The sequence below is a fragment of the Pseudomonas sp. NFX98 genome (genome assembly GCF_047784845.1).
Taxonomy (GTDB): Bacteria; Pseudomonadota; Gammaproteobacteria; order Pseudomonadales; family Pseudomonadaceae; genus Aquipseudomonas.
In genome coordinates, this window is sequence record NZ_JBLNNF010000011.1 from 120,413 (window position 1) to 144,335 (window position 23,923).

Sequence of the window (23,923 nt, forward strand, 5' to 3'; positions counted from 1 at the left end):
AGTCATATCGTATGATGATTGGATTTCAGTCGTAGCAAGACGCCTGAAATCCCGGGCACTCAGTCGTGGTACATCACCGAGCGTCCGCCATCGATAGTGATACATGAGGCGTTGATGAACGGCGCTTCATCACTGGCCAGAAATACTGCGGTCATGGCCACTTCGATCGGCTGTCCGATGCGCTTGGGCGGGTGCAGATCGAGGGCGCGCTGACGCTCGGCGTGAGGGTCGGCAAAACCGTTCCAGTAGTCGACGTTCAGTTGTGTTTCGATGTAGCCCGGTGCGATGGCGTTGACGCGAATGCCCTTCGGCGCGTACTCGATACCCAAGGCGCGCGTCAGGCCGAGCAAGCCGTGCTTGGCCACCGGGTACGGAAAGCAGCCCGGAATGATGTGGGAGGAATGGGTGGAGGCGATGTTGATGATGCTGCCGATGCCCTGCTCGATCATCTGCGGCAATACAGCCTTGCAGCCGTACCAGGCACCATCGAGGTCGATGGCGAAGCAACGATGCCAATCATCCTCGGTCATTTCCAGCGGATCGCGGAATACGTTGATGCCGGCGCAGTTGACCAGTACGTCGATCCGCCCGTGACGTTCGACCGCCAATTTAGCCATCGCATGCAAATCCTGCTGACGCGAAACGTCGGCCTTGATCGCTACAACATCGGCGCCTTTATCCCGCCAATGCGCCGCAACCTTTTCGACTTTTTCGGCCTGGATGTCGCTGATGATCAGCTTGGCTTGCTGGCACGCGAAGGCCGCGACAATCGCCTCGCCGATACCTTGGGCGGCGCCGGTCAGCAGCACCACTTTGTCTTTCAGGCGCTCGCCCTTGGGCGGATTGGGCGCCTCTGGCAAAGAAAGGGGTTCAGCCATGGATCGCTGCATCACTTCACCTGTTTTGTTTTTTTAAGTGTGAGTGCGTGTAACTGATGGAGCCGACTATAAACCCGGCCCGCAGAAAATCTCAATATATATATTTACATCCCATATTTAGGGATTTAACCGGAGAATCGAGTACACAGCTTTCCAGGCACATCGACGCGAATCGCCAACACTGCGCCGTCCAGTGGATGCCCAAGCGGGCTCGCAGCACTGGTGATGTAAAGGGTCTTCAGGTCAGCATCGCCGAATACACAACTGGTCGGACGGCTGACAGGCAATTCGATCACCCGATCAACCTTACCATCCGGCGTCAGCCTGAGCAGGCAGCTGCCGTCCCAGCGGGCGTTCCAGATAAACCCCTCGGCATCCATCGCCGAACCATCCGGACCACCGAGCGTGTGAGGGCCAAACCAGGTCTGCGCCGGTTCAAGGTTGCCGTCGGTTCGAATGAAGTGTCGATACAACGTGCCGTCGAGGCTATCGCCGAAATACACGGTGGTGGCGTCGTCGCTCCAGAGCAGCGTATTGGGAATGCCCAGCCCTCGCAGCAGCGGTGTCACCCGCGCATCGCGATCAATGCGGAACAACCCGCCGGAACGCCGTTCGATAGGCAAGTCTTCGCCCTGTTCACCGATGTTGTTTTGCATGGTGCCGAGCCAGAGCCGGCCCTGGGCATCGCAACGGGCTTCGTTGGCGCGATTGCCTGGCTGAGGGTCGGCGACGCAGAACAAAGTCAGTCGCGGTTCCAGGCCCGGTGAATCCAGATCAAGCCGATACACGCCGCTGCTCAACGTCACCAGTGCATCACCGCTGGCGCAGGGGATGAACGCAGACACGTGCTCCGGCATCTGCCAGATCTGCACATTGGCACCGATCAGCCGCAGCGCTTGCTTGCCGGCGATGTCCACCCAATACAGCGCCTGGGTCGGCGCATCCCAGAACGGACCTTCGCCCAGTTGCGCCCGGTGTTCGGTAACAGCGGTCAACGTCATGAAACCTCCTGCATTGTTCTTGTTTTTATCTGTGGTTCTTTGTTGTCAGCCGGCTTTTTTATCGGCCATGACTTGCGGGTAATAGCGCTTGATGGCCAGGTCGGCGTTGTCGATCAGGGTCATGCAGGCCCAGACACCCCGAGCGGCGTCCCGGGCGGCGATGGCGTCGGCCATGTCCTTGTGGATCGGCAGGGTGCGACGCAGTTCGTCAGGGTCGGCAGCGGAGACTTCAAAACACACCGCCAACAGTGCGCCGAGGGCCGGGACCATTTGTTCGATGAATTGATTGTGGCTGGCGGCGAGTATGCATTCGTGGAAAAGCTGGTCGGCGCGGTTGTAGTCGACGCCGCTGTCCACTGCCCGCGCCAGGGCGTTGTAGGCCAGCAGAATCGCCTCTACCTGAGGAACAGTCGCCCGCTCGCAGGCCCAGCGCACCGCCATGGGTTCGATGGTGCGGCGCAGGTCGAGCAAGTCGTCGACGAAGTTTTCCGGCAAACCGCTGCGCGACAACCAACCCACGACTTGCGGATCGAAGAGGTTCCAGCGCCGCACTGGCAACACCCGCGTACCGACCTTCGGCCCGACTTCGAGCATGCCTTTGGCAACCAGAGTCTTGATGGCTTCGCGAATGACGGTGCGACTGACACCCAGTTGCTCGCCGAGATCGGCTTCGACCTTGAGCGTTTCTCCGGGCTTGACTTGCCCGGTGGCGATCCAGCAACCCAGCCAATCGACTGTCGACGCATGAAAGCTGCTGGACATGGACACCTCAAAGCCGTTCGCGATGGAGGCCAACGCTAATCATCATATGATTGGGTGTCAATCGAAAAGATCGCAGCCTGCGGCAGCTCCTACAGAGAATAAAACTTCTCCTGTAGGAGCTGCCGCAGGCTGCGATGTTTTCAAGGCTCCAGGCCGATCCGGAAAAACTCGCCGCCACTCCAGACACCGAGCCAACGCTGCCCATCGATCTCACGGCTCACCGCCAGCTCCACCAACTGATAGAACACATTGCGATGGATCAGCGCTTCGAGATTGGTGCGCACATGCACGTAGGGCGCTGGTTCCTGGGTGTCCGGATCGATCACCACACGAATCGGATGCTCGACGCCAGCTTCAGCGGTCTCATCAACGTTGGTGGTGAAACGCAAGACCTGCGCCTCGCCCTCGCCTTCCACGTCCACGGCAATCGCCACGAACGGTGCGTCGTCGACCTTGATGCCGACCTTCTCGACTGGCGTGATGAGGAAATAATCATCGCCGTCGCGGCGAATGATGGTGGAGAACAGCTTGACCATCGGCTTGCGCCCGATCGGCGTGCCCAGGTAATACCAGGTGCCGTCGCGGGCGATGCGCATGTCGATGTCGCCGCAGAAGTCGGGGTTCCACAAGTGGACCGGTGGCAAGCCTTTGGTCTTGGGGATTTGCCCCAGCAGGTCGTTGGCTTTTTGCGGGCCACTCATGGCGTTCTCCTTGAAATTACTGGTCGCTGAGCCCCAACAGGCTACGAGCATATTGCTCCAGCGGCGGGCCCATCAGGTCTTCTGGCTTTTCATCGTGGAACGTCAGTAATCCGCCACGACTCTTGATACGTGCAGTATCAATCAAATACTGGGTGCTGGTCTCGATCAACATGATCTGAATCACGCCGGTATCGATACCAAGGCGATCCACGGCTTCCTGATCCAGCCATTCATCCGAGTTGCCGATGCGGTCATCAGACTTGGCGAAACGGGTATAGAGCAAGTAATGAGCACCTACGGCACGGGCTTCACTCATGGCCTGATCAAGACCTTCCGGCGTACGGGCGCGGCGAACCATCGGGAAGTACTCGACAAAACCGTCGAAGGCGACTTCGGCGATCACATTGGGACGCGGGTAAACGGCACTGCCGGGCGGCACAAAGGCACCCTGGGCGATGTAGACGAACGAGTCCGGCTGAATGCGCAGGTTGTTCACGCGGCGGCTGTCGCTGTGATCCAGCAAGCCCGCATCGCTCATATGGTAGCGAGTCCCTTCGGCCATATCGCTGACATTCATGCAGCCACCAAGCGCCATAACGGCCAGCAGCAAAACCAGGCTACGCATCCTATCCTCCAGAGGCCGGTGACGGAAAACCGGCGAATGGCCGTTGGATGCAGCTTTTGCGCCAGTTCAAGAATAATGATCGCCTGATCAAACGCCATCGCGGGCAAGCCTTGCTCCTACAGGATTTGAGTCGATCACAAATCAGCGATCACTCGCAAATACCGTAGGAGCAAGGCTTGCCCGCGATGAGGCCGGTTCAGCCGCCGATGATTTTCATGACCGTCGCGCCGCCGGAGAACGCCACTTCCTGCTTGTCGCCCAAGGCTTTCACCAGCAGTCGTTGTAAGGCCGGCAAAGCCTGATGACGCGGTTTGTCGAGTAGATCGCCGACGTAGTGCCGGTTACTCGACGACAGGCAGCCATGCAGCCATCCCGTAGATGAAAGGCGCAGCCGTGAACAGGTCCGACAGAAAGGCACGCTTTCGTTGGCGATCACGCCGAAATGCCCAAGCCCCGGGATCTCGTAGCGCACTGCCGTGGCATCGACCGGCGCATCAGCTTGCAGATACTCGTAGCGCTCGCCGATCAGGCTCAGCAACTGCTGAAGGCTGACGAACTGTTGCAGGAACGCGTTGGAGTCGCTTGCCAGATGGCCCATGCGCATCAACTCGATGAAACGCAGTTCATAGCCGCGCTCCAGGCAGTAGTCGAGCAGCGGCATCACCTGATCGAGGTTCTGACCGCGCAACGGCACCATGTTGACCTTGATCTTCATGCCGGCCGCGCGGGCCTGCTCCATGCCATCGAGCACCGTCGCCAGATCGCCGCCACGGGCGATGCTGCGAAATGCACTGGCGTCGAGGGTATCGAGGGAAACGTTGATGCGCCGAATGCCGGCATCCACCAGTAGCGGCAGCTTTTTCGCCAGCAATTGACCGTTGGTGGTCAGACTGATGTCTTGCAGGCCCATCTGCCCGACGGCGGTCATGAAGGTTTCGAGTTTTGGACTCACCAACGGTTCGCCGCCGGTGATGCGCAGGCGTTCGATGCCTGCGGCTTCGATCAGATAGGCCACGCCGCGCGCCATGGCCTCGGCCGACAACTCATCCTGCGCAGCCACCAGCCGCTTGCCGTTGGGCACGCAGTAGGTACACGCGTAATTGCAGGCTGAGGTCAGGCTGACTCGCAAATTGCGAAAACGCCTGCCTTGACGGTCAACGATCATGATCACTCCGGCGGAAGAATATTCGGACCGCTAAAACTTGACTCACAAATCAAGTTTTAGCAAGTCCCATGCCTGAGTATATTCCTGCGGTACTGCGCCATGTAGCGAAATAATGGCGCAATAAGGCGGCTGAATGGCTCAGCTGCTCGGGGTGTCGGTGTCACGCTTGCGCTTGTTGCCCATGCGCACGCCGATGTCCATCAGGAACTGGAAGAAACCTTCCTGATCTTCCAGCACATTGCTCCAGAACGGCGAGTGATAAAGCGCCACGGCACCGTGCACCAGCGCCCAGGACGCGCAGTAATGGAAGTACGGCGGCACGTCTTCAAGCTTGCCTTCGCTGATCCGGCCCTTGATCAGCAGGGTCAGGCGTTCGAAGTTCGAGGCACGGATCTTGTGCAGCTCCTCGATCATCTCCGGTACCTGGTTGCCCTTGACCACCTTTTCTTCCAGGCGATCGAACAAGCGATAGCGTTGCGGATCGCGCATGCGGAATTCGAAGTAGGCGCGGGACAGGGCTTCCTTGTCCTTGTCGACATCGGCCGAGTGCAACAGCTCGTTCAAATCGCGCTCGTAGTCGAGCATCAGGCGCAGGTAAATCTCGGCCTTGGACTTGAAGTGCTTGTAGATCGTGCCTTTGCCGATACCGACGGCATCAGCAATCATCTCGACGGTGACACTGTCTTCACCTTGTTCGAGGAACAGCTTTAGCGCGGTATCGAGAATTTCTTGCTCGCGGCGACGAAACTCACGGACCTTACGAGGTTCTTTATGCATAAGAAAAGGTCTGTAGGGGTCAAAATTCGAAGCCGCGTATTATGCCTAAATTACGTAAAAATGCACGGATCATCCGACCATATCTGTTGTTTCTGGTCATTTCGCGCACGCAAACAGGTTGATGAGAACTCTTCCGAAGCGCCCGTATTCCAAATTTGTTTAAAAACCGGGGCCGACAAACTGGACTCGGCGAAATACTGATCAATACTTGAACTGTCGGCGAGACATCTCCCCCAAGTGTTGCGCCGATATTGGTACCAACGGACCGCGTACCATTGTTTTACTCCTAATGGTCTTAACCCGGATTCACCCCCCAGAACCCGGGTTTTTTTTGCCTGCGATTTAACCTTTTACATGTGCCATCGGGAACAACCGCTTGAAGTTTTCGGTGGTTTGCCCGGCAAATCGCTCGTAGGACTCACCACGCAACATTGCCAGAAATTCCGCTACTTCACGTACGTACTGCGGCAGGTTCGGCTTGCCTCGGTGCGGGATCGGCGCGAGGTACGGCGAATCGGTTTCCACCAGCAAGCGGTCAGCCGGCACCTTGCTCGCCACATCGCGCAACGCGTCGGCATTGCGGAAAGTGACAATCCCGGACATGGAAATGTAGTACCCCATATCCAGCGCGGCTTTCGCCATGTCCCAGTCTTCGGTAAAGCAATGCAGCACGCCGGCCTGGGGCAGCGCCGCTTCGCGCAGCAGTTTCAGGGTATCGGCGCGGGCGCCACGGGTGTGGATGATCACCGGTTTGCCGGTCTGCTGCGCCGCTTGCAGATGCAATCTGAAGGACTCTTGCTGCAACTCTGCCGCTTCCGGCTCGTAGTGATAATCCAGGCCGGTTTCACCGATGGCCACCACGCGTGGGTGATTGAGTTCATGCAACAGCCAGTCCAGCGCGGGCGCCGCCCCAGGTTGCACATCCAGCGGATGCACGCCGACCGAGCAGTCCACGTCGTCATACTTTTCAGCGAGCGCTTTGACGTCGGCGGCATTGTCGGCGCTGACACCAATACACAGAAAGTGCCCCACTCCACGCTGGCGCGCCGCATCGAGGGCGGCATCCAGCGAGCCGTCATGGGCGGCGAGGTCGAGGCGATCAAGGTGACAATGGGAATCTACGAGCATAAAAATGACTGCAACTTACATCGTATGAGTGGGGCGGTCGGACTTCAGCGCTCCGGCCAGATGGGTTTCGATTCTACTGCGCGCGGTGTTGTCGCCTTCGTTGAACTGTACGCCGACCCCGGCGGCGCGGTTACCTTGGGCGCCTTTGGGGGTGACCCAGGTGACCTTGCCGGCCACCGGGATTTTTTCCGCCTCATCAAACAAGTGCAGCAGCATGAATACCTCATCGCCCAACTTGTAACTCTTGTTGGTCGGGATAAACAGGCCGCCGTTCTTGATGAACGGCATGTAGGCCGCGTAAAGCACGGACTTGTCCTTGATGGTCAGGGACAAAATGCCATTGCGCGGGCCGGGGCTGACGGGTTCATTCATGCTGACCTCCACTGCTGATGCACAGAGTCTAGGCGCAGACGATCACCTCTGGGTAGGCAAGGACGCCCATTGCACCAACAGGGCCTCCAGCAACAACACCCGATTGAAGTTGGCTTTGCTCAACACTTTCTGGCGTTGGGCGAGGATCCAGTCCTGGATATTCAGGACTTTGTCCTGAGCGGTTTTCTGCGCCAGGTATTGAATCACCTTGCGCATGTCCGTCAATCCGAGCCCTTCTTCATCTTGGGTCAACTGATAGCGCAGGATCAGGCTCGACCAGTCGCAGAACCAGTCGAACAACAGTAACAACGGAATCGCATTCCAGCCTTCGGCCAGTTGTGTCGGCGATTGTTGCTGCTTGAGCAGCTTCTTCACGCCTTCGACCACCTGGGCACGCTGTTCGCGGACACCTTGAGTCTGCAAGTTGACGGCGGCCAGCGGCGAACCGGCGGCCAGGGTCAGAAGCTCGACGCGCTCTTCTGGCGAGCAGTCCGGCAGTGCCTGGGCCAGCCACGCCAGGCTCATCGCCTCGCTCGGCAGCGGACACGCCTGTTGCACGCAACGGCTCTTGATGGTCGGCAACAGACGGCTGGTCTGGTGGCTGACCAGCAGCAATACCGTGTCGCCGGACGGCTCTTCAAGACTTTTGAGCAAGGCGTTGGCGGCGTTGATGTTCATCGACTCGACCGGCTCGATCAGCACCACTTTGCGCCCGCCCAGTTGCGCGGTCTGCACCACGAAACTGACCAGATCCCGAACCTGATCGACCTTGATCGCCTTGTCGGCTTCTTCCGGCTCCAGGATGTAGTTATCGGGATGACTGCCAGCCTTGAGCAACAGGCAGGATTTGCATTCGCCACAGGCATCCTGCGCGGTCGGCCGCTGGCACAGCAGGCTGGCCATCAAGCGCTCGGCCAGCGCCCGTTTACCGATCCCGGCCGGGCCATGCAGCAAATAGGCATGTGCATGTTGCTTTCGACCGGCCAGTTGCTGCCAGAGACTGTCCTGCCACGGATAGGCTTCAGCCACGGGTCAACTCCAGCAGGCGTGGCAACAAGGTATCCAGCGATTGCTGAACCTGCGCCAGCGGCTGCGCGGCGTCGACCAACACGTATCGCGCTGGCTCCGCTGCAGCGCGCTTGAGGAAAGCGCTGCGCACGGCATCGAAAAAGGTCCGGCCTTCGAGTTCGAAGCGATCAAGGCGACCCCGTGCGCTGGCGCGGGCGAGGCCGACTTCTACCGGCAGATCGAAAATCAGCGTCAGGTCGGGACGCAGATCGCCCTGCACAAAGGTCTCGAGTGCCGCGATACGCTCCAGCGACAAACCGCGGCCGCCACCCTGATAGGCGTAAGTCGAATCAGTGAAACGATCACACAAGACCACTGCACCACGGGCCAGCGCCGGGCGAATCACCTCAGCCAGATGCTGGGCACGCGCAGCAAACACCAACAGTAACTCGGTATCCGGGTTCATAACCTCATCGACCGGTGCCAGCAGCACTTCACGAATACGCTCGGCCAACGGCGTACCGCCCGGTTCGCGGGTCAGCACCACTTCGATACCGGCGACGCGCAAGCGCTCGGCCAGGTATTCACGATTAGTGCTTTTGCCGGCGCCTTCCGGGCCTTCCAGCGTAATAAACAAGCCAGTCACAGGCAGTCCTTAGTCAGAGTCATTGCGAGTTTTGCGGCGCGGCTGCATCCGGTGCGGGCGCTGGTGCAGGTTCAGGCGCAGGTTCCTGCGGCGGCACCTGCGGCACAGTCTCGGGAGCGGTGTCCGGCGATGCGGCCGGGATCGGCGCTTGATCCTCAGCAGGATCGTGCTCAGTCTGAGATTCGACAGCCTGAGACTCTTCAACCGGAGCCTGCGGCGTTTCCGGCGCAGTAACAGGTGCCGGGCTGGAGCGGTAATCGGCACGACGCTTCAGTTGATACTCTCGCACAGCGTTGTTGTGGGCATCCAGATCATCGGAGAACACATGGCTGCCATCACCGCGAGCCACGAAGTAAAGGCTGCTGCCCTCCACCGGATTCAGCGCCGCGTGAATGGCTTCGCGGCCGACCATGGCAATCGGGGTCGGCGGCAAGCCGGAAATCATGTAAGTGTTGTAAGGGGTCGCTTCCTTGAGATGGGCGCGGGTCAGCTTGCCGTTGTAGCGATCCCCCAAGCCATAGATCACCGTCGGGTCCGTCTGCAACAGCATGCCGATCGCCATGCGCCGCACGAACACGCCGGCAATCTGCCCGCGTTCCTGTGGCACGCCGGTTTCTTTCTCGACCAGCGAGGCCATGATCAGCGCTTGATAAGGTCCGCTGTACGGCAAATCGGTTGCGCGCTGATTCCACTCCTTGGCAAGGACCTCATCGAGACGATCGTAAGCCGTCTTCAACAGCTCGACGTCACTCATGCCCCGCACGAAGCGGTAAGTGTCCGGGAAGAATCGCCCTTCAGGGAAAATCCCGGCATGGCCGAGCTTGTCCATGACCTGGCTGTCGCTCAAACCGTTCAGGGTTTGCTCGATTTTTTCTTCTTTGGCCAAGGCTGCACGGACTTGATGGAAATTCCAGCCTTCGACCAGGGTCAGGCTGTATTGCACCATTTCCCCGCGCTTCCACAGATCGATCAGACCTTCGACGGTCATGCCGGGTGTCATGCGGTATTCGCCGCTGTGCAGTGGCTGTTTAGGCAGGTTGAAACGCCAATAGACGCGCAGCCAGAACGCGTCCTTGATGACGCCATCGGCTTCCATTCGCAAAAGGGTGCGGTTCGGAGTGGTGCCCTTCGGCACCTCCAGCAGTTCTTCCTGCGTGATATTCAGCGGTTGTACCAGTGCCGAATGAATTTTCCAGGCAGAAGCACCCAACATCAGCCCTGCCAGAACCAGTCCGGTTTCCAGCAGCAGCAAGAGTTTACGTCTCACGTATCAAGATCCAGTAGCGCGCGGGCAATGGTTTGGAGTTTACGGGTGAGCGGCCCAACCGGCCAGCTCAGAGCGGCATACGCATGCACCGGCCAAACGCCATACACGCTGTTGCAGACAAAGACTTCATCGGCCCATTGCAGCTGTTCCAGAGGGATGTCGGTGATTTGCACGGGAATGCCAAGTGACTCGGCTTGAAACAATAATTCGGCACGCATCACGCCTGCCACACCACAGCGCTTCAGATCCGCCGTCACCAACACGCCATCGCGCACCAGGAACAGATTGCTGAACACGCCCTCAATGACCCGACCGGCATGATCGAGCATCAAGCCCTCGGCATGGTCGGCGTCTTGCCATTCGGAACGAGCGATGACCTGTTCCAGACGATTGAGGTGCTTGAGGCCGGCGAGTAGCGGTTGGCTGGAGAGCCGTGTTGCGCAAGGGAACAGCCGAACGCCGCGCTCACCATGTACGGCAGGATAAGCTGCGGGAGGATTGCCTTGCAGAATACGTCGAGCCTGGGCCGCAGGATCAGGTGCATAGCCGCGAAGGCCGTCGCCGCGGGTGAGGATTAGCTTTAGTACCCCGTCACCCAATGCAGCGGCATAGGCCAACACTTCATTTCGAATCAGCTCGTGATCGGTGGCGATCCGCAATCGCGAACAACCACCTGCCAGACGCGAAAGATGCCGGTCCAGCAGCACCGGAAAGCCATCACGCACAGCGATGGTCTCGAACAGACCATCGCCGTAAGCCAGGCCGCGATCCTTCAGCGACAGCGTGTCAGCCGGTTGACCGTCGACCCAGCTGTCCATCAGCCTGCGAACCGGCGGAACACCAGCGAGCCGTTGGTGCCGCCAAAACCGAAGGAGTTGGACAGGACCACATCGATATCCATGTTGCGCGCAGTGTGCGGCACGAAATCGAGATCGCAGCCTTCGTCCGGCTCATCGAGGTTGATGGTCGGTGGCGCCACCTGGCTGTTGATCGCCAGCACGCTGAAGATCGCTTCAACGGCGCCGGCCGCGCCGAGCAGGTGACCGGTCATGGACTTGGTCGAACTGACGGCCACCTTGTAGGCATGCTCGCCAAACACCGATTTGATCGCGTTGACTTCAGCGAGGTCACCTGCAGGCGTCGACGTGCCGTGGGCGTTGATGTACTGCACTTGGTCGCCATTGATCTTGGCATCGCGCAGGGCATTGGTGATGCAGCGGGCAGCACCGGCGCCATCGGCGGGCGGCGACGTCATGTGGTAAGCGTCACCACTGGTGCCAAAGCCGATCAGTTCGGCATAGATGGTCGCGCCACGGGCCTTGGCGTGCTCCAGTTCTTCAAGAACCAGCGCACCGGCACCGTTGGACAGTACGAAGCCATCACGGCCCTTGTCCCATGGGCGGCTGGCGCGGGTCGGCTCGTCATTGCGGGTCGACAAGGCGCGGGAGGCACCGAAGCCGCCCATACCCAGGCCGCAGGCAGCCATTTCGGCGCCGCCGGCGATCATCACGTCGGCTTCGTCGTACATGATGTTGCGGGCAGCCATACCGATGCAGTGCGTACCGGTAGTACAGGCCGTGGCGATGGCATAGTTAGGCCCCTGTGCACCCAGGTGGATGGACAGGAAACCGGAAATCATATTGATGATCGAGCCAGGCACGAAAAACGGAGAAATCCGTCGCGGGCCGGTCTCGTGCAGCGTGCGGCTGGTTTCTTCGATATTGGTCAGTCCGCCAATACCCGAACCCATGGCCACGCCGATGCGCTCACGGTTGGCGTCGGTGACTTCCAGACCGGCATTGCGCACTGCCTGAAAACCTGCGGCCAGACCGTACTGAATGAACAGGTCGAGCTTGCGAGCTTCCTTGACCGACAGGTATTCCTCGACATTGAAGCCCTTTACCGAGCCGCCAAAACGGGTGGAATAGGCAGAAAGGTCGGTGTGTTCGATCAGACCAATGCCACTGCGGCCAGCCAGAATGCCCTGCCAGCTGCTCGGCACATCCGTGCCCAGTGGCGACAACATACCCATACCGGTGACTACGACGCGTCTACGCGACACAGCACTCTCCTTTTTTCAAATGACGACTTTGCATCAGGCCTAAAGAAAAAACCGCACGCCATGATGGCAGTGCGGTTTTTCCATGACAGCGAGCAACGATTACAAACTATTACGCCTGGTGGCTAGTAACGTAGTCGATTGCAGCTTGTACAGTAGTGATCTTCTCAGCTTCTTCGTCAGGGATTTCGGTCTCGAATTCCTCTTCCAGAGCCATCACCAGCTCAACGGTGTCAAGGGAGTCAGCACCCAGGTCTTCAACGAAGGAAGCAGTGTTGACCACTTCTTCTTCTTTAACGCCCAGTTGCTCGGCAACGATTTTCTTGACGCGCTCTTCGATGGTGCTCATACCTTGTTTTCACTCCTAATGGACAAATTCAGGCAGCTGGCCAGTGGGTAAGTGTATAGAAAGACTTTTCAGCTTTTCAACTGAAAGCTTCACTCCTCAAACCCGGTGACCCTCTGCCTATAAATAGATTGCAGCTTTATAACGGATTTTAGACAGCTCGTATGACATTTTTTTGAAGCAATCCGTCACATTTAACTCATGTACATCCCGCCGTTCACCGGGATTGTAGCCCCAGTAACGTAAGCCGCACCGTCAGAGGCAAGAAAAGCGACCACAGACGCGATCTCTTGAGCTTGTCCCAGACGACCCAGCGGAATCTGCGTCTGCAAGGCTTCACGCTGTGCCTCGGGCAATTCACGGGTCATATCGGTGTCGATGAACCCTGGGGCCACCGAGTTTACCGTAATCGAACGCGAACCGACTTCACGCGCCAGTGCACGACTGAAACCTTCCAGACCGGCCTTGGCGGCAGCGTAGTTTACTTGGCCTGCGTTGCCCATGGCACCCACAACCGAGCCAATACTGATAATTCGTCCCCAACGGGCTTTGGTCATACCGCGCAAAACGCCTTTGGACAGGCGGAACAGACTGTTCAGGTTGGTATCGACAACGTCATGCCATTCGTCGTCTTTCATGCGCATCATCAGGTTATCGCGGGTGATGCCGGCATTGTTGACCAGGATCGCCGGCGCACCGAACTGCTCCTGGATGCTCGCCAGGACTGCCGCTACAGACTCATCGCTGGTGACATTGAGTTCCAGGCCAGTGCCCTGAATACCGTTTTCCTTCAGGGTGGCGGCAATGCGCTCAGCGCCCGAAGCGGAAGTCGCGGTGCCAACGACGATGGCGCCCTGACGACCCAGTTCCAGGGCGATAGCCTGGCCGATGCCACGGCTTGCACCGGTGACCAGTGCAACTTTACCTTGCAGACTCATGCAAGTTTCTCCTGATTCAGGCCTGCGCTGCACGGGCGGCAGCGAAGGCGTCTGGGGTATTGAGGTTGGAAGTCGATACGCCTTCGGCGCAGCGTTTGTTCAGACCGGCGAGCACTTTGCCCGGGCCACACTCGACCAGATTGGTCGCGCCTTTGGCTGCCAGCGCCTGGACGGATTCAACCCAGCGCACTGGCTTGTAGAGCTGCTCAAGCAGATCGCGCTTAAGGGTTTCCAGATCGGCAGGCACGGCAGCACTGACGTTCTGCACCACAGGAATCTGCGGCGCCTGCCAGTCGATCGCGGCGATCGATTCGGCGAAACGCTCGGCTGCCGGACGCATCAGCTCGCAGTGCGAAGGCACGCTGACCGGCAACGGCATGGCACGCTTGGCGCCACGGGCCTTGCAGCCTTCGATGGCACGCTCGACCGCGGCCTTGGCACCGGCAATAACCACTTGGCCCGGCGAGTTGAAGTTGACCGCACTGACCACTTCGCCTTGCGCCACTTCGGCACAGGCTGCCAGCACATCAGCATCGTCAAGACCGAGGATGGCAGCCATGCCGCCCTGCCCGGCCGGAACGGCTTCCTGCATCAACTGGCCACGACGCTCGACCAGTTTCACTGCGTCGCCGAGGCTCAGGCTGCCAGCGGCAACCAGTGCGCTGTATTCACCCAGGCTGTGGCCGGCAACATACGCCGGACGCGCGCCGCCTTCCGCCAGCCACAGACGCCACAGGGCGATCGAAGCGGTCAGAATGGCCGGTTGGGTTTTATCGGTTTGATTGAGCAACTCTTCCGGCCCTTGCTGGGTCAGTGCCCACAGGTCGTAACCCAGAGCATCGGAGGCTTCTTTGAATGTTTCGAGGACAACCGGATGTTGCGCGCCCAACTCGGCCAGCATGCCGAGGGACTGCGAACCCTGTCCTGGAAAGACGAATGCGAGGGAAGCAGACATGTAACAAGCCCCTAATGATCTTGTCGTCGAAGAATTAGTGTCCCGTTTTGGGGACGCAAGAAACTGACAGTTGGATGGCCAATTGAACTGAGCGGTCACATTTAAGCATTGTCCGACGAAAACGCCTAAAGCAACAAATCCTCCAGACGACCGTGAATGCGCTCCGGCAGATTTTCCTGAATCTCGATCAAGGCCCGGGAAATTGCACTCTGGAACCCTTGAACACCGGCAGAACCGTGACTTTTCACCACAATGCCCTGCAACCCGAGGAAACTCGCCCCGTTATGCCGCGCCGGCGCCAGATCGGCTTGCAAGCGCTTCATCAGCGGCAAGGCCAATGCACCGACCATGCGTGACGGCAGGCTTTTCTTGAACAATGCCTCGATACGCCCGGCAATCATGGTCGCCAGGCCTTCGCTGGATTTGAGCAGGATATTGCCGACAAACCCGTCACACACCACCACATCCGCTTCGCCACGGTACAAACCATCACCTTCGACAAAGCCGATGTAGTTGATACCACGAGCTCGTTGCAGCAAGGTTGCAGCCAGTTTGACCTGCTGATTGCCCTTGATGTCTTCGGTGCCGATGTTCAGCAAGGCCACACGCGGGCGCACGATACCCAGAGTTTCCGCTGCAACCGAGCCCATCACGGCAAACTGCAACAGATGCTCGGCACTGCAATCGACATTGGCGCCCAGATCGAGCAACTGGCAATAGCCTCTCTGCGTCGGAATCGCCGCGACCATGGCTGGCCGGTCGATGCCCGGCAAGGTCTTGAGCACGAAACGCGACAACGCCATCAGCGCCCCGGTATTACCGGCACTGACACACGCCTGGACCTTGCCGTCACGCAACAACTCAAGCGCCACGCGCATCGACGAATCAGGCTTTCCGCGCAGGGCCTGGGCAGGTTTTTCGTCCATGGTGATGACTTCGGACGCCGGAGCAATCGACAGGCGCGCGCGATCCACAGCCGGTTGGCCAGCGATCAATTCTTCAAGGAGGGAGGGGTGACCGACGAGGGTCAGGTGCAGCGAGGGTGTAGCAGACAGGCAAGCAAGGCTGGCCTGAACAATGCTGCGGGGACCGAAGTCCCCGCCCATTGCGTCAATCGCGATGACTTGAGCGGACAAGTGATTACTCGTCAGCGCCCTTGTCGATCACTTTACGGCCACGGTATACGCCTTCTGGCGATACGTGGTGACGCAGGTGAACTTCACCAGTGGTTTTTTCTACAGACAGGGTGCTAGCCTCGAGAGCGTCGTGCGAACGGCGCATGTCACGGGCAGAGCGGGATTTTTTGTTCTGCTGAACAGCCATAATTGATTAACTCCTAAACGTTTGGGTCACGCTTTAACTGCGCCAATACACTGAACGGGTTGGACCGCGTTACCTCGTCCTCGCTCGGTTCGGGCTCATCTGCTCCCGCCGGCTGCTGGCATTCTTCCGGATGATGAGCAGGCACAATGGGCAAGGCGAGCAGAAGCTCCTCCTCGATCAGTGACTGCAGATCCAATGGATCTTCGCCCAGTTCCAGCACGTCATAACCTTTCGGCAACGACTGGGTATTCGCACCCTCCTTCACCACAGCATAACTGCATTCGCTATGGATCGGCAGGGTGACCAGCTCAAGACAACGCTGGCAAACCATTTTGACTTCAGTGTCGATAAAGCTGTGAATTACCACAGATTTACGTTCATCTCGTTCAAAAACGAATTTAGCCTGCACCGTACCGACATTGTCGGAAAGCGGGTCGCAAAGTCTCTCCAAATCGGCCAGCAGCATTTCACCTTGAAGGGTGGTGCCACGATCAGCCAATTTGCGCGGGTCAACGTGAGGTGGAATCGGGTCATTCAACATAGGCGCAGCATTATAGGGACGCACCCGCCCATGTCAAAGGAAATTCAGCCCTGTCCGTCACTTGGAAGCCTCGCTAGAATTCGTGCCTGTCATTTGGAGTTGCGCATGCTGCCTTTATTACTCGCTTCCAGCTCGGTTTATCGCCGGGAATTACTGGCCCGCCTGCGGCTGCCATTCACTTGCAGCTCACCGGATATCGACGAAAGCCATCGACCGGGCGAGTCTGCCATTGATCTGGTAAAACGCCTCGCCGAGGAAAAAGCACGGGCGCTGGCCGGCACTCACCCAGCCCATTTGATCATCGGCTCCGACCAGGTCGCCGTGCTCGGCGACAGGATCATCGGCAAACCCCACACGTTCGAAAAGGCCCGCGAACAACTACTGGCCTCCAGCGGCGCCAGCGTAACCTTCCTGACTGGCCTGGCAGTGCTCAACAGCGAGTATGGCCACTGCCAGGTCGACTGCGTGCCTTTCACCGTCCACATGCGCACACTGGACGCTGCACGCATCGAGCGCTACCTGCGCGCCGAACAGCCCTATGACTGCGCTGGCAGCTTCAAGGCCGAAGGCTTGGGGGTAAGCCTGTTTAAAAGCACGGAAGGCCCTGACGCCACCAGCCTCGTCGGCCTGCCGCTGATTCGCCTGATCGACATGTTGCTCGCAGAAAACGTGCAGATACCCTGAAAAGCAAAAGATCGCAGCCTTCGGCAGCTCCTACAGCGATTGTGTAAGAGCGGCCGAAGGCTGCGATCTTTTGATCCATCCAACAGAATTTAGCGCAGCGACGGACCGTTAAACCCCATCCACATCGCCAGATGCTCAGCCACGCTGGCACCCAGTTTTTTTGAGAAGCGATCGAACGGCGATTCCTGAACAGTGAAATCCACCAGTTCTTTTTCGCCGATCACATCTCTTGCAACCGAACTGGCATTACCCAAGCCATCGATCAACCCCAGCGGCAATGCCTGCTCACCATTCCAGACCAGCCCGGAGAACAGCTCCGGATGCTCCTTGTCCTTCAAGCGATCGCCACGACCCTGCTTGACGCTGTTGATGAACTGCTTGTGCGTGGTATCCAGCACGCCCTGCCAGAACGCAGTTTCTTCAGGCTTCTGCGGCTGGAACGGATCGAGGAACGATTTGTGCTCGCCTGAGGTGTAGGTGCGACGCTCCACACCCAGCTTTTCCATGGTGCCGACAAAACCATAACCGGCCGCCGTCACACCAATGGAGCCCACCAGGCTCGCCTTGTCGGCATAGATCTGATCAGCCGCGCTGGCGATGTAATAGGCACCAGAAGCGCCCAGATCAGAAATTACCGCGTAGAGCTTGATGTCCGGATTCAGGCCACGCAGACGGCGAATCTCGTCATAGACATAACCCGACTGCACCGGACTGCCGCCCGGGCTGTTGATGCGCAGGATGACGCCCTTGACCTTTTTATCTTCGAAAGCGGCGCGCAGGCTGCCGACGATATTGTCGGCGCTGGCCGGCTCCTTGTCGGCGATCATGCCGGTGACGTCGATCAGCGCGGTGTAATTGCCACTGCGGGTCGCGGCTTTTTCCATGTCCATCAGCGGCGAGAACAGCAGCAACGCGCCAAACAGGTACACAAATGTCAGCAGCTTGAAGAAAATCCCCCAGCGCCGGGAGCGACGCTGCTCTTGCACACCGGCCAGCAGGGTCTTTTCCAATAGCTTCCAGCTTTTTTCGTCACCGCTCTCTGCGCTCGCCTTGGCGGGCGCCTTCCATTCGTCGGCCATGCCTTCTACTCCAGCAAAAACGTATTAAGCCCGCTGACTCAGCCAGGCATGTAATTCAGAAAAGCGATCAATGGCCAATCGCGGCTCGAACAGATTCAGTGCGTCGATAGACTGAGCCCCGTAGCTGACAGCCACCGAATCCATACCGGCATTACGTGCCATCTGCAAATCGAAGGATGAATCGCCGACCATCAACGCCTGCTCCGGACGAACCTCGCAATGAGCAAGGATCTGCTCAAGCATCAGCGGATGCGGCTTGCTGGCGGTTTCATCGGCGGCACGGGTGATATCGAAATACTCCGCCCAACCGTGCGCCTTCAGTACCCGATCCAATCCGCGCCGGGCCTTGCCCGTTGCGACCGCCAGGTGATAACCCTCGGCACGAAACGCCTCCATCGACTCGACCACACCTTCGAACAACGGCGAAGGCACAGCCTCCGAGGCGATGTAGTGATCGGCGTAGTGCTCACGAAAGGCGATCAGCTCGGCATCGCTGATTTCCGGGTACAGCGTGCGGATGGCTTCCGGCAAACCCAGCCCAATGATGCCCTTGACGGCAAAATCATCGCGCAGTTGAAAACCGGATCGCTCGGAGGCCACATGCATCGCCTCGACAATCCGACCAATGGAATCGGCCAGGGTGCCATCCCAATCGAAAATCAGCAGCTTGTAATCAGATGGGTGCACTCAAGCGCTCCACGGTTTTGGCCCACATCTCATCGACCGGCGCCTGAAGCTTCAGTTCGCCGCCATCGGGCAGTGGCACGGTCAGCATGTAGGCGTGCAGGAACAGGCGCTTGCCGCCCAGATCGCGGATTTCCTTACTGAAATCGTCATCGCCGTATTTGGTGTCGCCGGCAATGCAGTGCCCGGCGTGCAAGGTGTGGACACGAATCTGGTGAGTGCGGCCGGTGATCGGCTTGGCTTCGATCAGGGTGGCAAAGTCGCCAAAACGACGCAGGACCTTGAACACGGTCACCGACTCCTTGCCCTCCTCCTCGTCGACCTCGACCATACGCTCGCCAGAGCGCAGATTGCTCTTGCCGAGCGACGCTCGAACTTGCTTGATCGAGGACGCCCAGTTACCGCGAACCAGCGCCATATAGCGCTTGTCGACGCCATCGCCGCGCAAGGCTGTGTGCAAGTGACGCAGCATGCTGCGCTTCTTGGCGATCATCAGCAGGCCGGAGGTGTCACGGTCGAGACGGTGAACCAGTTCCAGCTCCTTGCAATCGGGACGCAACTGACGAAAGGCTTCGATGACGCCGTAATTCAAGCCGCTGCCGCCGTGAACAGCGATACCGCAAGGCTTGTTGATCACGATCAGCGCTTTGTCTTCGAAGACAATCGAGGCTTCCAGGCGCTGCAGCAGGCCTTGGGCCAATGGCACCGGCTCGTCCCGTTCAGGCACGCGAACCGGCGGGACGCGCACGATATCGCCCGCCTGCAGCTTGTATTCGGGCTTGATCCGGCCTTTGTTCACCCGCACTTCGCCTTTGCGCAAAATGCGATAAATCAAGGTCTTGGGCACGCCTTTGAGCCGAGCGAGAAGGAAATTATCAATACGTTGGCCGGCATATTCCGGCGAGACCTCAAGCAGTTGTACGCTTGGGGTCGAAGGGGCAGTAGTCGTCATGGCGCGGATGATAACAATTTTTTATGGAATTGAAGCACTTAATCATTGCTGCTATAGTCGCGAACGCCGCCAAAAGCGGCTGGGCAGCGGACCAACGGTCAAAAACCGGCCCTGACCAACGCAATTCACCAGGACGCGAGGCCGTCCTACGGGGCTTTCGCTACGTAACGGTGGAGTTTGCAGGTGTAACGAGCGCAGGTGACATGAGGCCTGAATCATGCCGCAAAGCAGAGTTTTTCACTCGCTTTACGAGCAAATATTCACGGCCAGTTCACAAAGTGCAGTCAGCTGCGAATGACCCCGAGCGAACGCTTCGGAAACAACGCCTAAATTAGCCATGATGCGTGACCTCCCCCTTTCGGAGCTCACGGTAAATGCCAACCCGCTGCGGATTCTGCGCGCGGCAGCACCCGAATTATCAGGGATACGTGTAGGGTGGAGATGCACAACCGCTGGACTGTGTAGCAATAGGCTTTATCAAGACGCTTCATCTCGTCCACAGCCGCCGGTTGATTCCTCCTCCTGACTGAGTGCTCAAGAGCCACAGCAAGCAGGACGCGTACGTCGCGATGAAGGCCCACATTGGCCGGACTTCGCTGGACACGGGAAATGGCCAACCACTCCCGACGCACCTGACACCGACCGTGAGAAGTCGTGTGTGCCGAACGCCGTTTCCGGCAGCCCGGAAACCGACGGTACTACATGAAAAGAATGCTGATTAACGCAACTCAACCCGAAGAGTTGCGTGTTGCACTGGTAGATGGCCAGCGCCTCTACGACCTGGACATCGAATCCGGTGCACGCGAGCAGAAGAAGGCCAACATTTATAAAGGCCGGATTACTCGCATCGAACCAAGCCTTGAGGCTGCCTTTGTCGATTTCGGCTCCGAGCGCCACGGCTTCCTGCCCCTCAAAGAAATCTCCCGCGAATACTTCAAGAAAGCCCCCGAAGGCCGCGTCAACATCAAGGACGTCCTGAGCGAAGGCCAGGAAGTCATCGTGCAGGTCGAGAAAGAAGAACGTGGCAACAAGGGCGCCGCCCTGACCACCTTCATCAGCCTGGCCGGTCGTTATCTGGTTCTGATGCCGAACAACCCGCGTGCCGGCGGTATTTCCCGTCGCATCGAAGGTGAAGAGCGCAACGAACTGCGTGAAGCCCTGAACGGTCTGGTTGCCCCGGCCGACATGGGTCTGATCGTGCGCACTGCCGGCCTGGGCCGTAGCAGCGAAGAAATGCAGTGGGACCTCGATTACCTGCTGCAACTCTGGACCGCCATCAAAGAAGCCTCGCTGGATCGCGCCGCGCCTTTTCTGATCTACCAGGAAAGCAACGTGATCATCCGCGCCATCCGCGATTACCTGCGCCAGGACATCGGCGAAGTGCTGATCGACAGCGTTGAAGCCCAGGACGAAGCCCTGACCTTCATTCGCCAGGTGATGCCGCAGTACGCCAGCAAGATCAAGCTGTACGAAGACAGCGTTCCGCTGTTCAACCGTTTCCAGATCGAAAGCCAGATCGAAACCGCTTTCCAGCGTGTGGTCGAACTGCCTTCCGGCGGTTCCATCGTTATCGATCCGACCGAAGCCCTGGTGTCCATCGACATCAACTCGGCGCGCGCCACCAAAGGCAGCGACATCGAAGAAACCGCTCTGCAAACCAACCTTGAAGCCGCCGAAGAAATCGCCCGTCAGTTGCGCCTGCGCGACATCGGCGGCCTGATCGTCATCGACTTCATCGACATGACCCCTGCCAAGAACCAGCGCGCCGTGGAAGAAAAAGTCCGCGAATGCCTGGAAGCCGACCGCGCTCGCGTGCAAGTCGGTCGCATCTCGCGCTTCGGCCTGCTGGAAATGTCCCGTCAGCGCCTGCGTCCATCCCTGGGCGAAAGCAGCGGCATCGTTTGCCCGCGTTGCAGCGGCACCGGGATCATCCGCGATGTTGAATCGCTGTCCCTGGCGATCCTGCGCCTGATCGAAGAAGAAGCCCTGAAAGACCGCACCGCCGAAGTTCGCGCACAAGTGCCGATCCCGGTCGCCGCGTTCCTGCTCAACGAAAAACGCAACTCGATCACCAAGATCGAACTGCGCACCCGTGCCCGCATCGTCATCCTGCCGAACGATCACCTCGAAACGCCGCACTTCGAAGTTCAGCGTCTGCGTGATGACAGCCCGGAAGCCGCCACCAACCAGTCCAGCTACGAAATCGCCGCTGCCGCTGCCGATGTGGAAGAAGTTCAGCCAGCCGCCGCGACCCGCACCCTGGTTCGCCAGGAAGCCGCGGTCAAGACTGCTCCAGCCCGCGCCAATGCTCCGGTTCCGACCGAAGTTGCTGCGCCAGCCCCTGCCCCGGTTGCCGCGCCAGAGCCAAGCCTGTTCAAAGGCCTGGTGAAGTCGCTGGTCAGCCTGTTCGCTACCAAGGAAGAGCCTGCCGCTCCGGTCGTGGTTGAAAAACCGGCTACCGAGCGTCCGGCCCGCAACGAAGAGCGTCGCAACGGTCGTCAGCAGAGCCGCAACCGTAACGGTCGCCGCGATGAAGAGCGCAAGCCGCGTGAAGAACGTGCACCGCGTGAAGAGCGCGCACCACGTGAGCCACGCGAAGAGCGTCAGCCACGCGAAGCCCGCGAAGAAACCCCAGCCGTAGCTCGCGAAGAACGCGCACCACGCGCACCGCGTGAAGAACGTGCACCGCGTGCTCCGCGCGAAGACCGCAAGCCACGTGGCGAGCGCGAAGAGCGCGTACGTGAACTGCGTGAGCCGCTGGATGCCGCTCCGGCCGCCGCAGCCGCTGCCGCTGTTGCCACCACAGAAGAACGTCCGGCCCGCCAGCCACGTGAAGAACGCGCTCCACGCCCACCGCGTGAAGAACGTCAACCACGTGCCGAGCAAGCCGCTGCCGCCGTTGCCGAAGAAGAGCTGACAACCAACGAAGAGCAACTGCAGGAAGATGGTCAGGACGGCGCCGAAGGCGATCGCCCACGCCGCCGCTCCCGTGGCCAGCGTCGTCGCAGCAACCGTCGTGAGCGTCAGCGTGACGCCAACGGCAACGTGATCGAAGGTTCGGACGAGTCCGAAGCCGGCGAAAACGCTGAAGAGCCAAGCACTGCCGATCTGGCCGCCGGCCTGGCTGTTACCGCAGCCGTTGCCAGCTCCGTGATCAGCGCTCCGGCTGAAGCACAAGCCAACGAGCAAGCCGAACGCGCCACTGCCGCCACCCTGGAAACTGCTCCGGTTGAAGCGCCAGTCGTTGAAGCGACCACGCCGGTAGAAGTGACCACCTCGCCTGAAATCGAAGTGGCCCAAGCACCAGAAGCTCAGCCAGTGGTTGAAGCGGCTGCTGAAGCTGTTGTTACCGAAGCGCCTGCCGAGGTTGCAGAACCGGTTGTTGAAACCGTGACTGAAGTTGTTCGTGAAGTTCGCGAAGAACAAACCGCGTTCAACTGGATTGCCGAACCAGCCGTTGCTGAAACTCCAGCGCCAGTCGTTGAAGCGGAAGTCGCTGAAGCAATGGTTTCCGAGCCGGTTGTTGCCGCTGCCGAGCCTGCTCCAGTGGTTGAAGCACCGGTTGTCGCCGAAGTGGCGGCTCCAGTGGTCGAAGCCGCTCAGGTTAGCGCATTGACGCCAAGTGGCCGCGCGCCGAACGATCCACGTGAAGTGCGTCGTCGCAAGCGTGAAGAAGAGCGCCTGCAGAAGGAAGCCGAACTGGCTGCCGCTGCTGCTCCGGTTGCTGAAGCCGTTGTCGCTGAAGAAGCAGCACCGGTTGTTGCTGAAGTCGTCGAGGCAGCACCTGCCCCGGTTGCCGAAGTTGCTGCCGAGCCAGCTGAATCGTTGATCCACGAAGCGCCACGCTCCGTGCAGGAAGCGGTAGAGAAACACGAACAAGCCGAAGAAAAAGAGCACGAGCCTAAACCACTCGTCTGATTCCCTCGGTCAATAAAAAGCCCCGCCTGGTGATCCCAGGCGGGGCTTTTTTATGCATAAAAATCAAAAGATCGCAGCCTTCGGCAGCTCCGACATTTGGATCCCGGACATCCT

Annotated in this window: 25 protein-coding genes; 2 read left to right on the top strand and 23 right to left on the bottom strand. The window is 59.1% G+C overall.

The genetic code is table 11. The features are described 5' to 3' along the window. Positions 1-59: 59 nt before the first annotated feature. From ACM110_RS16430 to ACM110_RS16525, 20 genes are all read right to left on the bottom strand, one after another. Complete coding sequence (locus tag ACM110_RS16430; protein ID WP_416128606.1) at positions 60-878, bottom strand: SDR family oxidoreductase; 819 nt, start codon at positions 876-878, stop codon at positions 60-62. A 125-nt stretch (positions 879-1,003) separates the two neighbouring features. Beyond that, complete coding sequence (locus tag ACM110_RS16435; protein WP_416128607.1) at positions 1,004-1,879, bottom strand: SMP-30/gluconolactonase/LRE family protein; 876 nt, start codon at positions 1,877-1,879, stop codon at positions 1,004-1,006. Positions 1,880-1,924: 45 nt separating this feature from the next. Continuing rightward, positions 1,925-2,641 carry a FadR/GntR family transcriptional regulator gene (locus ACM110_RS16440; protein WP_416128608.1) on the bottom strand — a complete coding sequence of 239 codons (717 nt, stop codon included), beginning with the start codon at positions 2,639-2,641 and terminating at the stop codon, positions 1,925-1,927. 140 nt (positions 2,642-2,781) lie between these two features. Further along, positions 2,782-3,342, bottom strand: a complete 561-nt coding sequence (locus ACM110_RS16445; RefSeq protein WP_338585323.1) for a DUF1285 domain-containing protein — start codon at positions 3,340-3,342, stop codon at positions 2,782-2,784. Between the two features lie 16 nt (positions 3,343-3,358). Beyond that, positions 3,359-3,967: a DUF4823 domain-containing protein gene (locus ACM110_RS16450; RefSeq protein WP_338585322.1), complete on the bottom strand. Its 609-nt coding sequence runs from the start codon at positions 3,965-3,967 to the stop codon at positions 3,359-3,361. A 196-nt stretch (positions 3,968-4,163) separates the two neighbouring features. Beyond that, positions 4,164-5,132, bottom strand: a complete 969-nt coding sequence (locus ACM110_RS16455; protein WP_338585321.1) for a GTP 3',8-cyclase MoaA — start codon at positions 5,130-5,132, stop codon at positions 4,164-4,166. A gap of 138 nt (positions 5,133-5,270) precedes the next feature. Further along, positions 5,271-5,909 carry a TetR/AcrR family transcriptional regulator gene (locus tag ACM110_RS16460; RefSeq protein WP_034149949.1) on the bottom strand — a complete coding sequence of 213 codons (639 nt, stop codon included), beginning with the start codon at positions 5,907-5,909 and terminating at the stop codon, positions 5,271-5,273. A gap of 342 nt (positions 5,910-6,251) precedes the next feature. Further along, complete coding sequence (locus ACM110_RS16465) at positions 6,252-7,037, bottom strand: TatD family hydrolase (protein WP_416128609.1); 786 nt, start codon at positions 7,035-7,037, stop codon at positions 6,252-6,254. A gap of 15 nt (positions 7,038-7,052) precedes the next feature. Next, complete coding sequence (locus ACM110_RS16470) at positions 7,053-7,409, bottom strand: PilZ domain-containing protein (protein ID WP_338585319.1); 357 nt, start codon at positions 7,407-7,409, stop codon at positions 7,053-7,055. A gap of 42 nt (positions 7,410-7,451) precedes the next feature. After that, positions 7,452-8,438: a DNA polymerase III subunit delta' gene (locus ACM110_RS16475; RefSeq protein ID WP_416128610.1), complete on the bottom strand. Its 987-nt coding sequence runs from the start codon at positions 8,436-8,438 to the stop codon at positions 7,452-7,454. Then, positions 8,431-9,063: a dTMP kinase gene (tmk, locus tag ACM110_RS16480; RefSeq protein ID WP_416128611.1), complete on the bottom strand. Its 633-nt coding sequence runs from the start codon at positions 9,061-9,063 to the stop codon at positions 8,431-8,433. Before tmk ends, ACM110_RS16475 begins: the two co-directional genes overlap by 8 nt. A gap of 19 nt (positions 9,064-9,082) precedes the next feature. Next, positions 9,083-10,330, bottom strand: a complete 1,248-nt coding sequence (gene mltG, locus ACM110_RS16485) for an endolytic transglycosylase MltG (RefSeq protein WP_416128612.1) — start codon at positions 10,328-10,330, stop codon at positions 9,083-9,085. Next, positions 10,327-11,148 carry an aminodeoxychorismate lyase gene (gene pabC / locus ACM110_RS16490; protein ID WP_416128613.1) on the bottom strand — a complete coding sequence of 274 codons (822 nt, stop codon included), beginning with the start codon at positions 11,146-11,148 and terminating at the stop codon, positions 10,327-10,329. The genes mltG and pabC overlap by 4 nt, the downstream gene beginning before the upstream one ends. Continuing rightward, positions 11,148-12,392, bottom strand: coding sequence for a beta-ketoacyl-ACP synthase II (gene fabF, locus ACM110_RS16495; RefSeq protein ID WP_416128614.1), 1,245 nt, complete (start codon positions 12,390-12,392; stop codon positions 11,148-11,150). Before fabF ends, pabC begins: the two co-directional genes overlap by 1 nt. Before the next feature lie 109 nt (positions 12,393-12,501). Next, positions 12,502-12,738, bottom strand: coding sequence for an acyl carrier protein (gene acpP, locus ACM110_RS16500; RefSeq protein WP_003175607.1), 237 nt, complete (start codon positions 12,736-12,738; stop codon positions 12,502-12,504). Positions 12,739-12,929: 191 nt separating this feature from the next. After that, positions 12,930-13,673, bottom strand: a complete 744-nt coding sequence (gene fabG / locus ACM110_RS16505) for a 3-oxoacyl-ACP reductase FabG (protein ID WP_007942004.1) — start codon at positions 13,671-13,673, stop codon at positions 12,930-12,932. 16 nt (positions 13,674-13,689) lie between these two features. Continuing rightward, positions 13,690-14,628: an ACP S-malonyltransferase gene (fabD, locus tag ACM110_RS16510; RefSeq protein WP_416128615.1), complete on the bottom strand. Its 939-nt coding sequence runs from the start codon at positions 14,626-14,628 to the stop codon at positions 13,690-13,692. Between the two features lie 125 nt (positions 14,629-14,753). Next, complete coding sequence (gene plsX / locus ACM110_RS16515) at positions 14,754-15,764, bottom strand: phosphate acyltransferase PlsX (protein ID WP_416128616.1); 1,011 nt, start codon at positions 15,762-15,764, stop codon at positions 14,754-14,756. 4 nt (positions 15,765-15,768) lie between these two features. Further along, the gene (rpmF, locus tag ACM110_RS16520; protein WP_003179396.1) at positions 15,769-15,951 is read right to left on the bottom strand and encodes a 50S ribosomal protein L32; all 183 of its coding nucleotides are present in this window, start codon (positions 15,949-15,951) and stop codon (positions 15,769-15,771) included. Between the two features lie 13 nt (positions 15,952-15,964). Continuing rightward, a complete protein-coding gene (locus ACM110_RS16525; protein ID WP_007942001.1) occupies positions 15,965-16,492 on the bottom strand; it encodes a YceD family protein in 528 nt (175 codons plus the stop codon). Positions 16,493-16,597: 105 nt separating this feature from the next. Between ACM110_RS16525 and ACM110_RS16530 the strand changes: the two genes are divergently transcribed. Further along, positions 16,598-17,176, top strand: a complete 579-nt coding sequence (locus ACM110_RS16530; protein WP_416128617.1) for a Maf family protein — start codon at positions 16,598-16,600, stop codon at positions 17,174-17,176. An 89-nt stretch (positions 17,177-17,265) separates the two neighbouring features. Here the strand turns inward: ACM110_RS16530 and ACM110_RS16535 are convergent, their stop codons facing one another. From ACM110_RS16535 to rluC, 3 genes are read right to left on the bottom strand one after another with little or no spacing between them, the layout of a single operon-like run. Further along, positions 17,266-18,255, bottom strand: a complete 990-nt coding sequence (locus tag ACM110_RS16535) for a S49 family peptidase (protein WP_416128618.1) — start codon at positions 18,253-18,255, stop codon at positions 17,266-17,268. A gap of 24 nt (positions 18,256-18,279) precedes the next feature. After that, positions 18,280-18,942 carry an HAD-IA family hydrolase gene (locus ACM110_RS16540; protein ID WP_416128619.1) on the bottom strand — a complete coding sequence of 221 codons (663 nt, stop codon included), beginning with the start codon at positions 18,940-18,942 and terminating at the stop codon, positions 18,280-18,282. Next, a complete protein-coding gene (rluC, locus tag ACM110_RS16545; protein WP_416128620.1) occupies positions 18,929-19,891 on the bottom strand; it encodes a 23S rRNA pseudouridine(955/2504/2580) synthase RluC in 963 nt (320 codons plus the stop codon). Before rluC ends, ACM110_RS16540 begins: the two co-directional genes overlap by 14 nt. A gap of 702 nt (positions 19,892-20,593) precedes the next feature. Here rluC and rne point away from each other — a divergent pair. After that, positions 20,594-23,809 carry a ribonuclease E gene (rne, locus tag ACM110_RS16550; protein WP_416128621.1) on the top strand — a complete coding sequence of 1,072 codons (3,216 nt, stop codon included), beginning with the start codon at positions 20,594-20,596 and terminating at the stop codon, positions 23,807-23,809. Positions 23,810-23,923 lie beyond the last annotated feature (114 nt).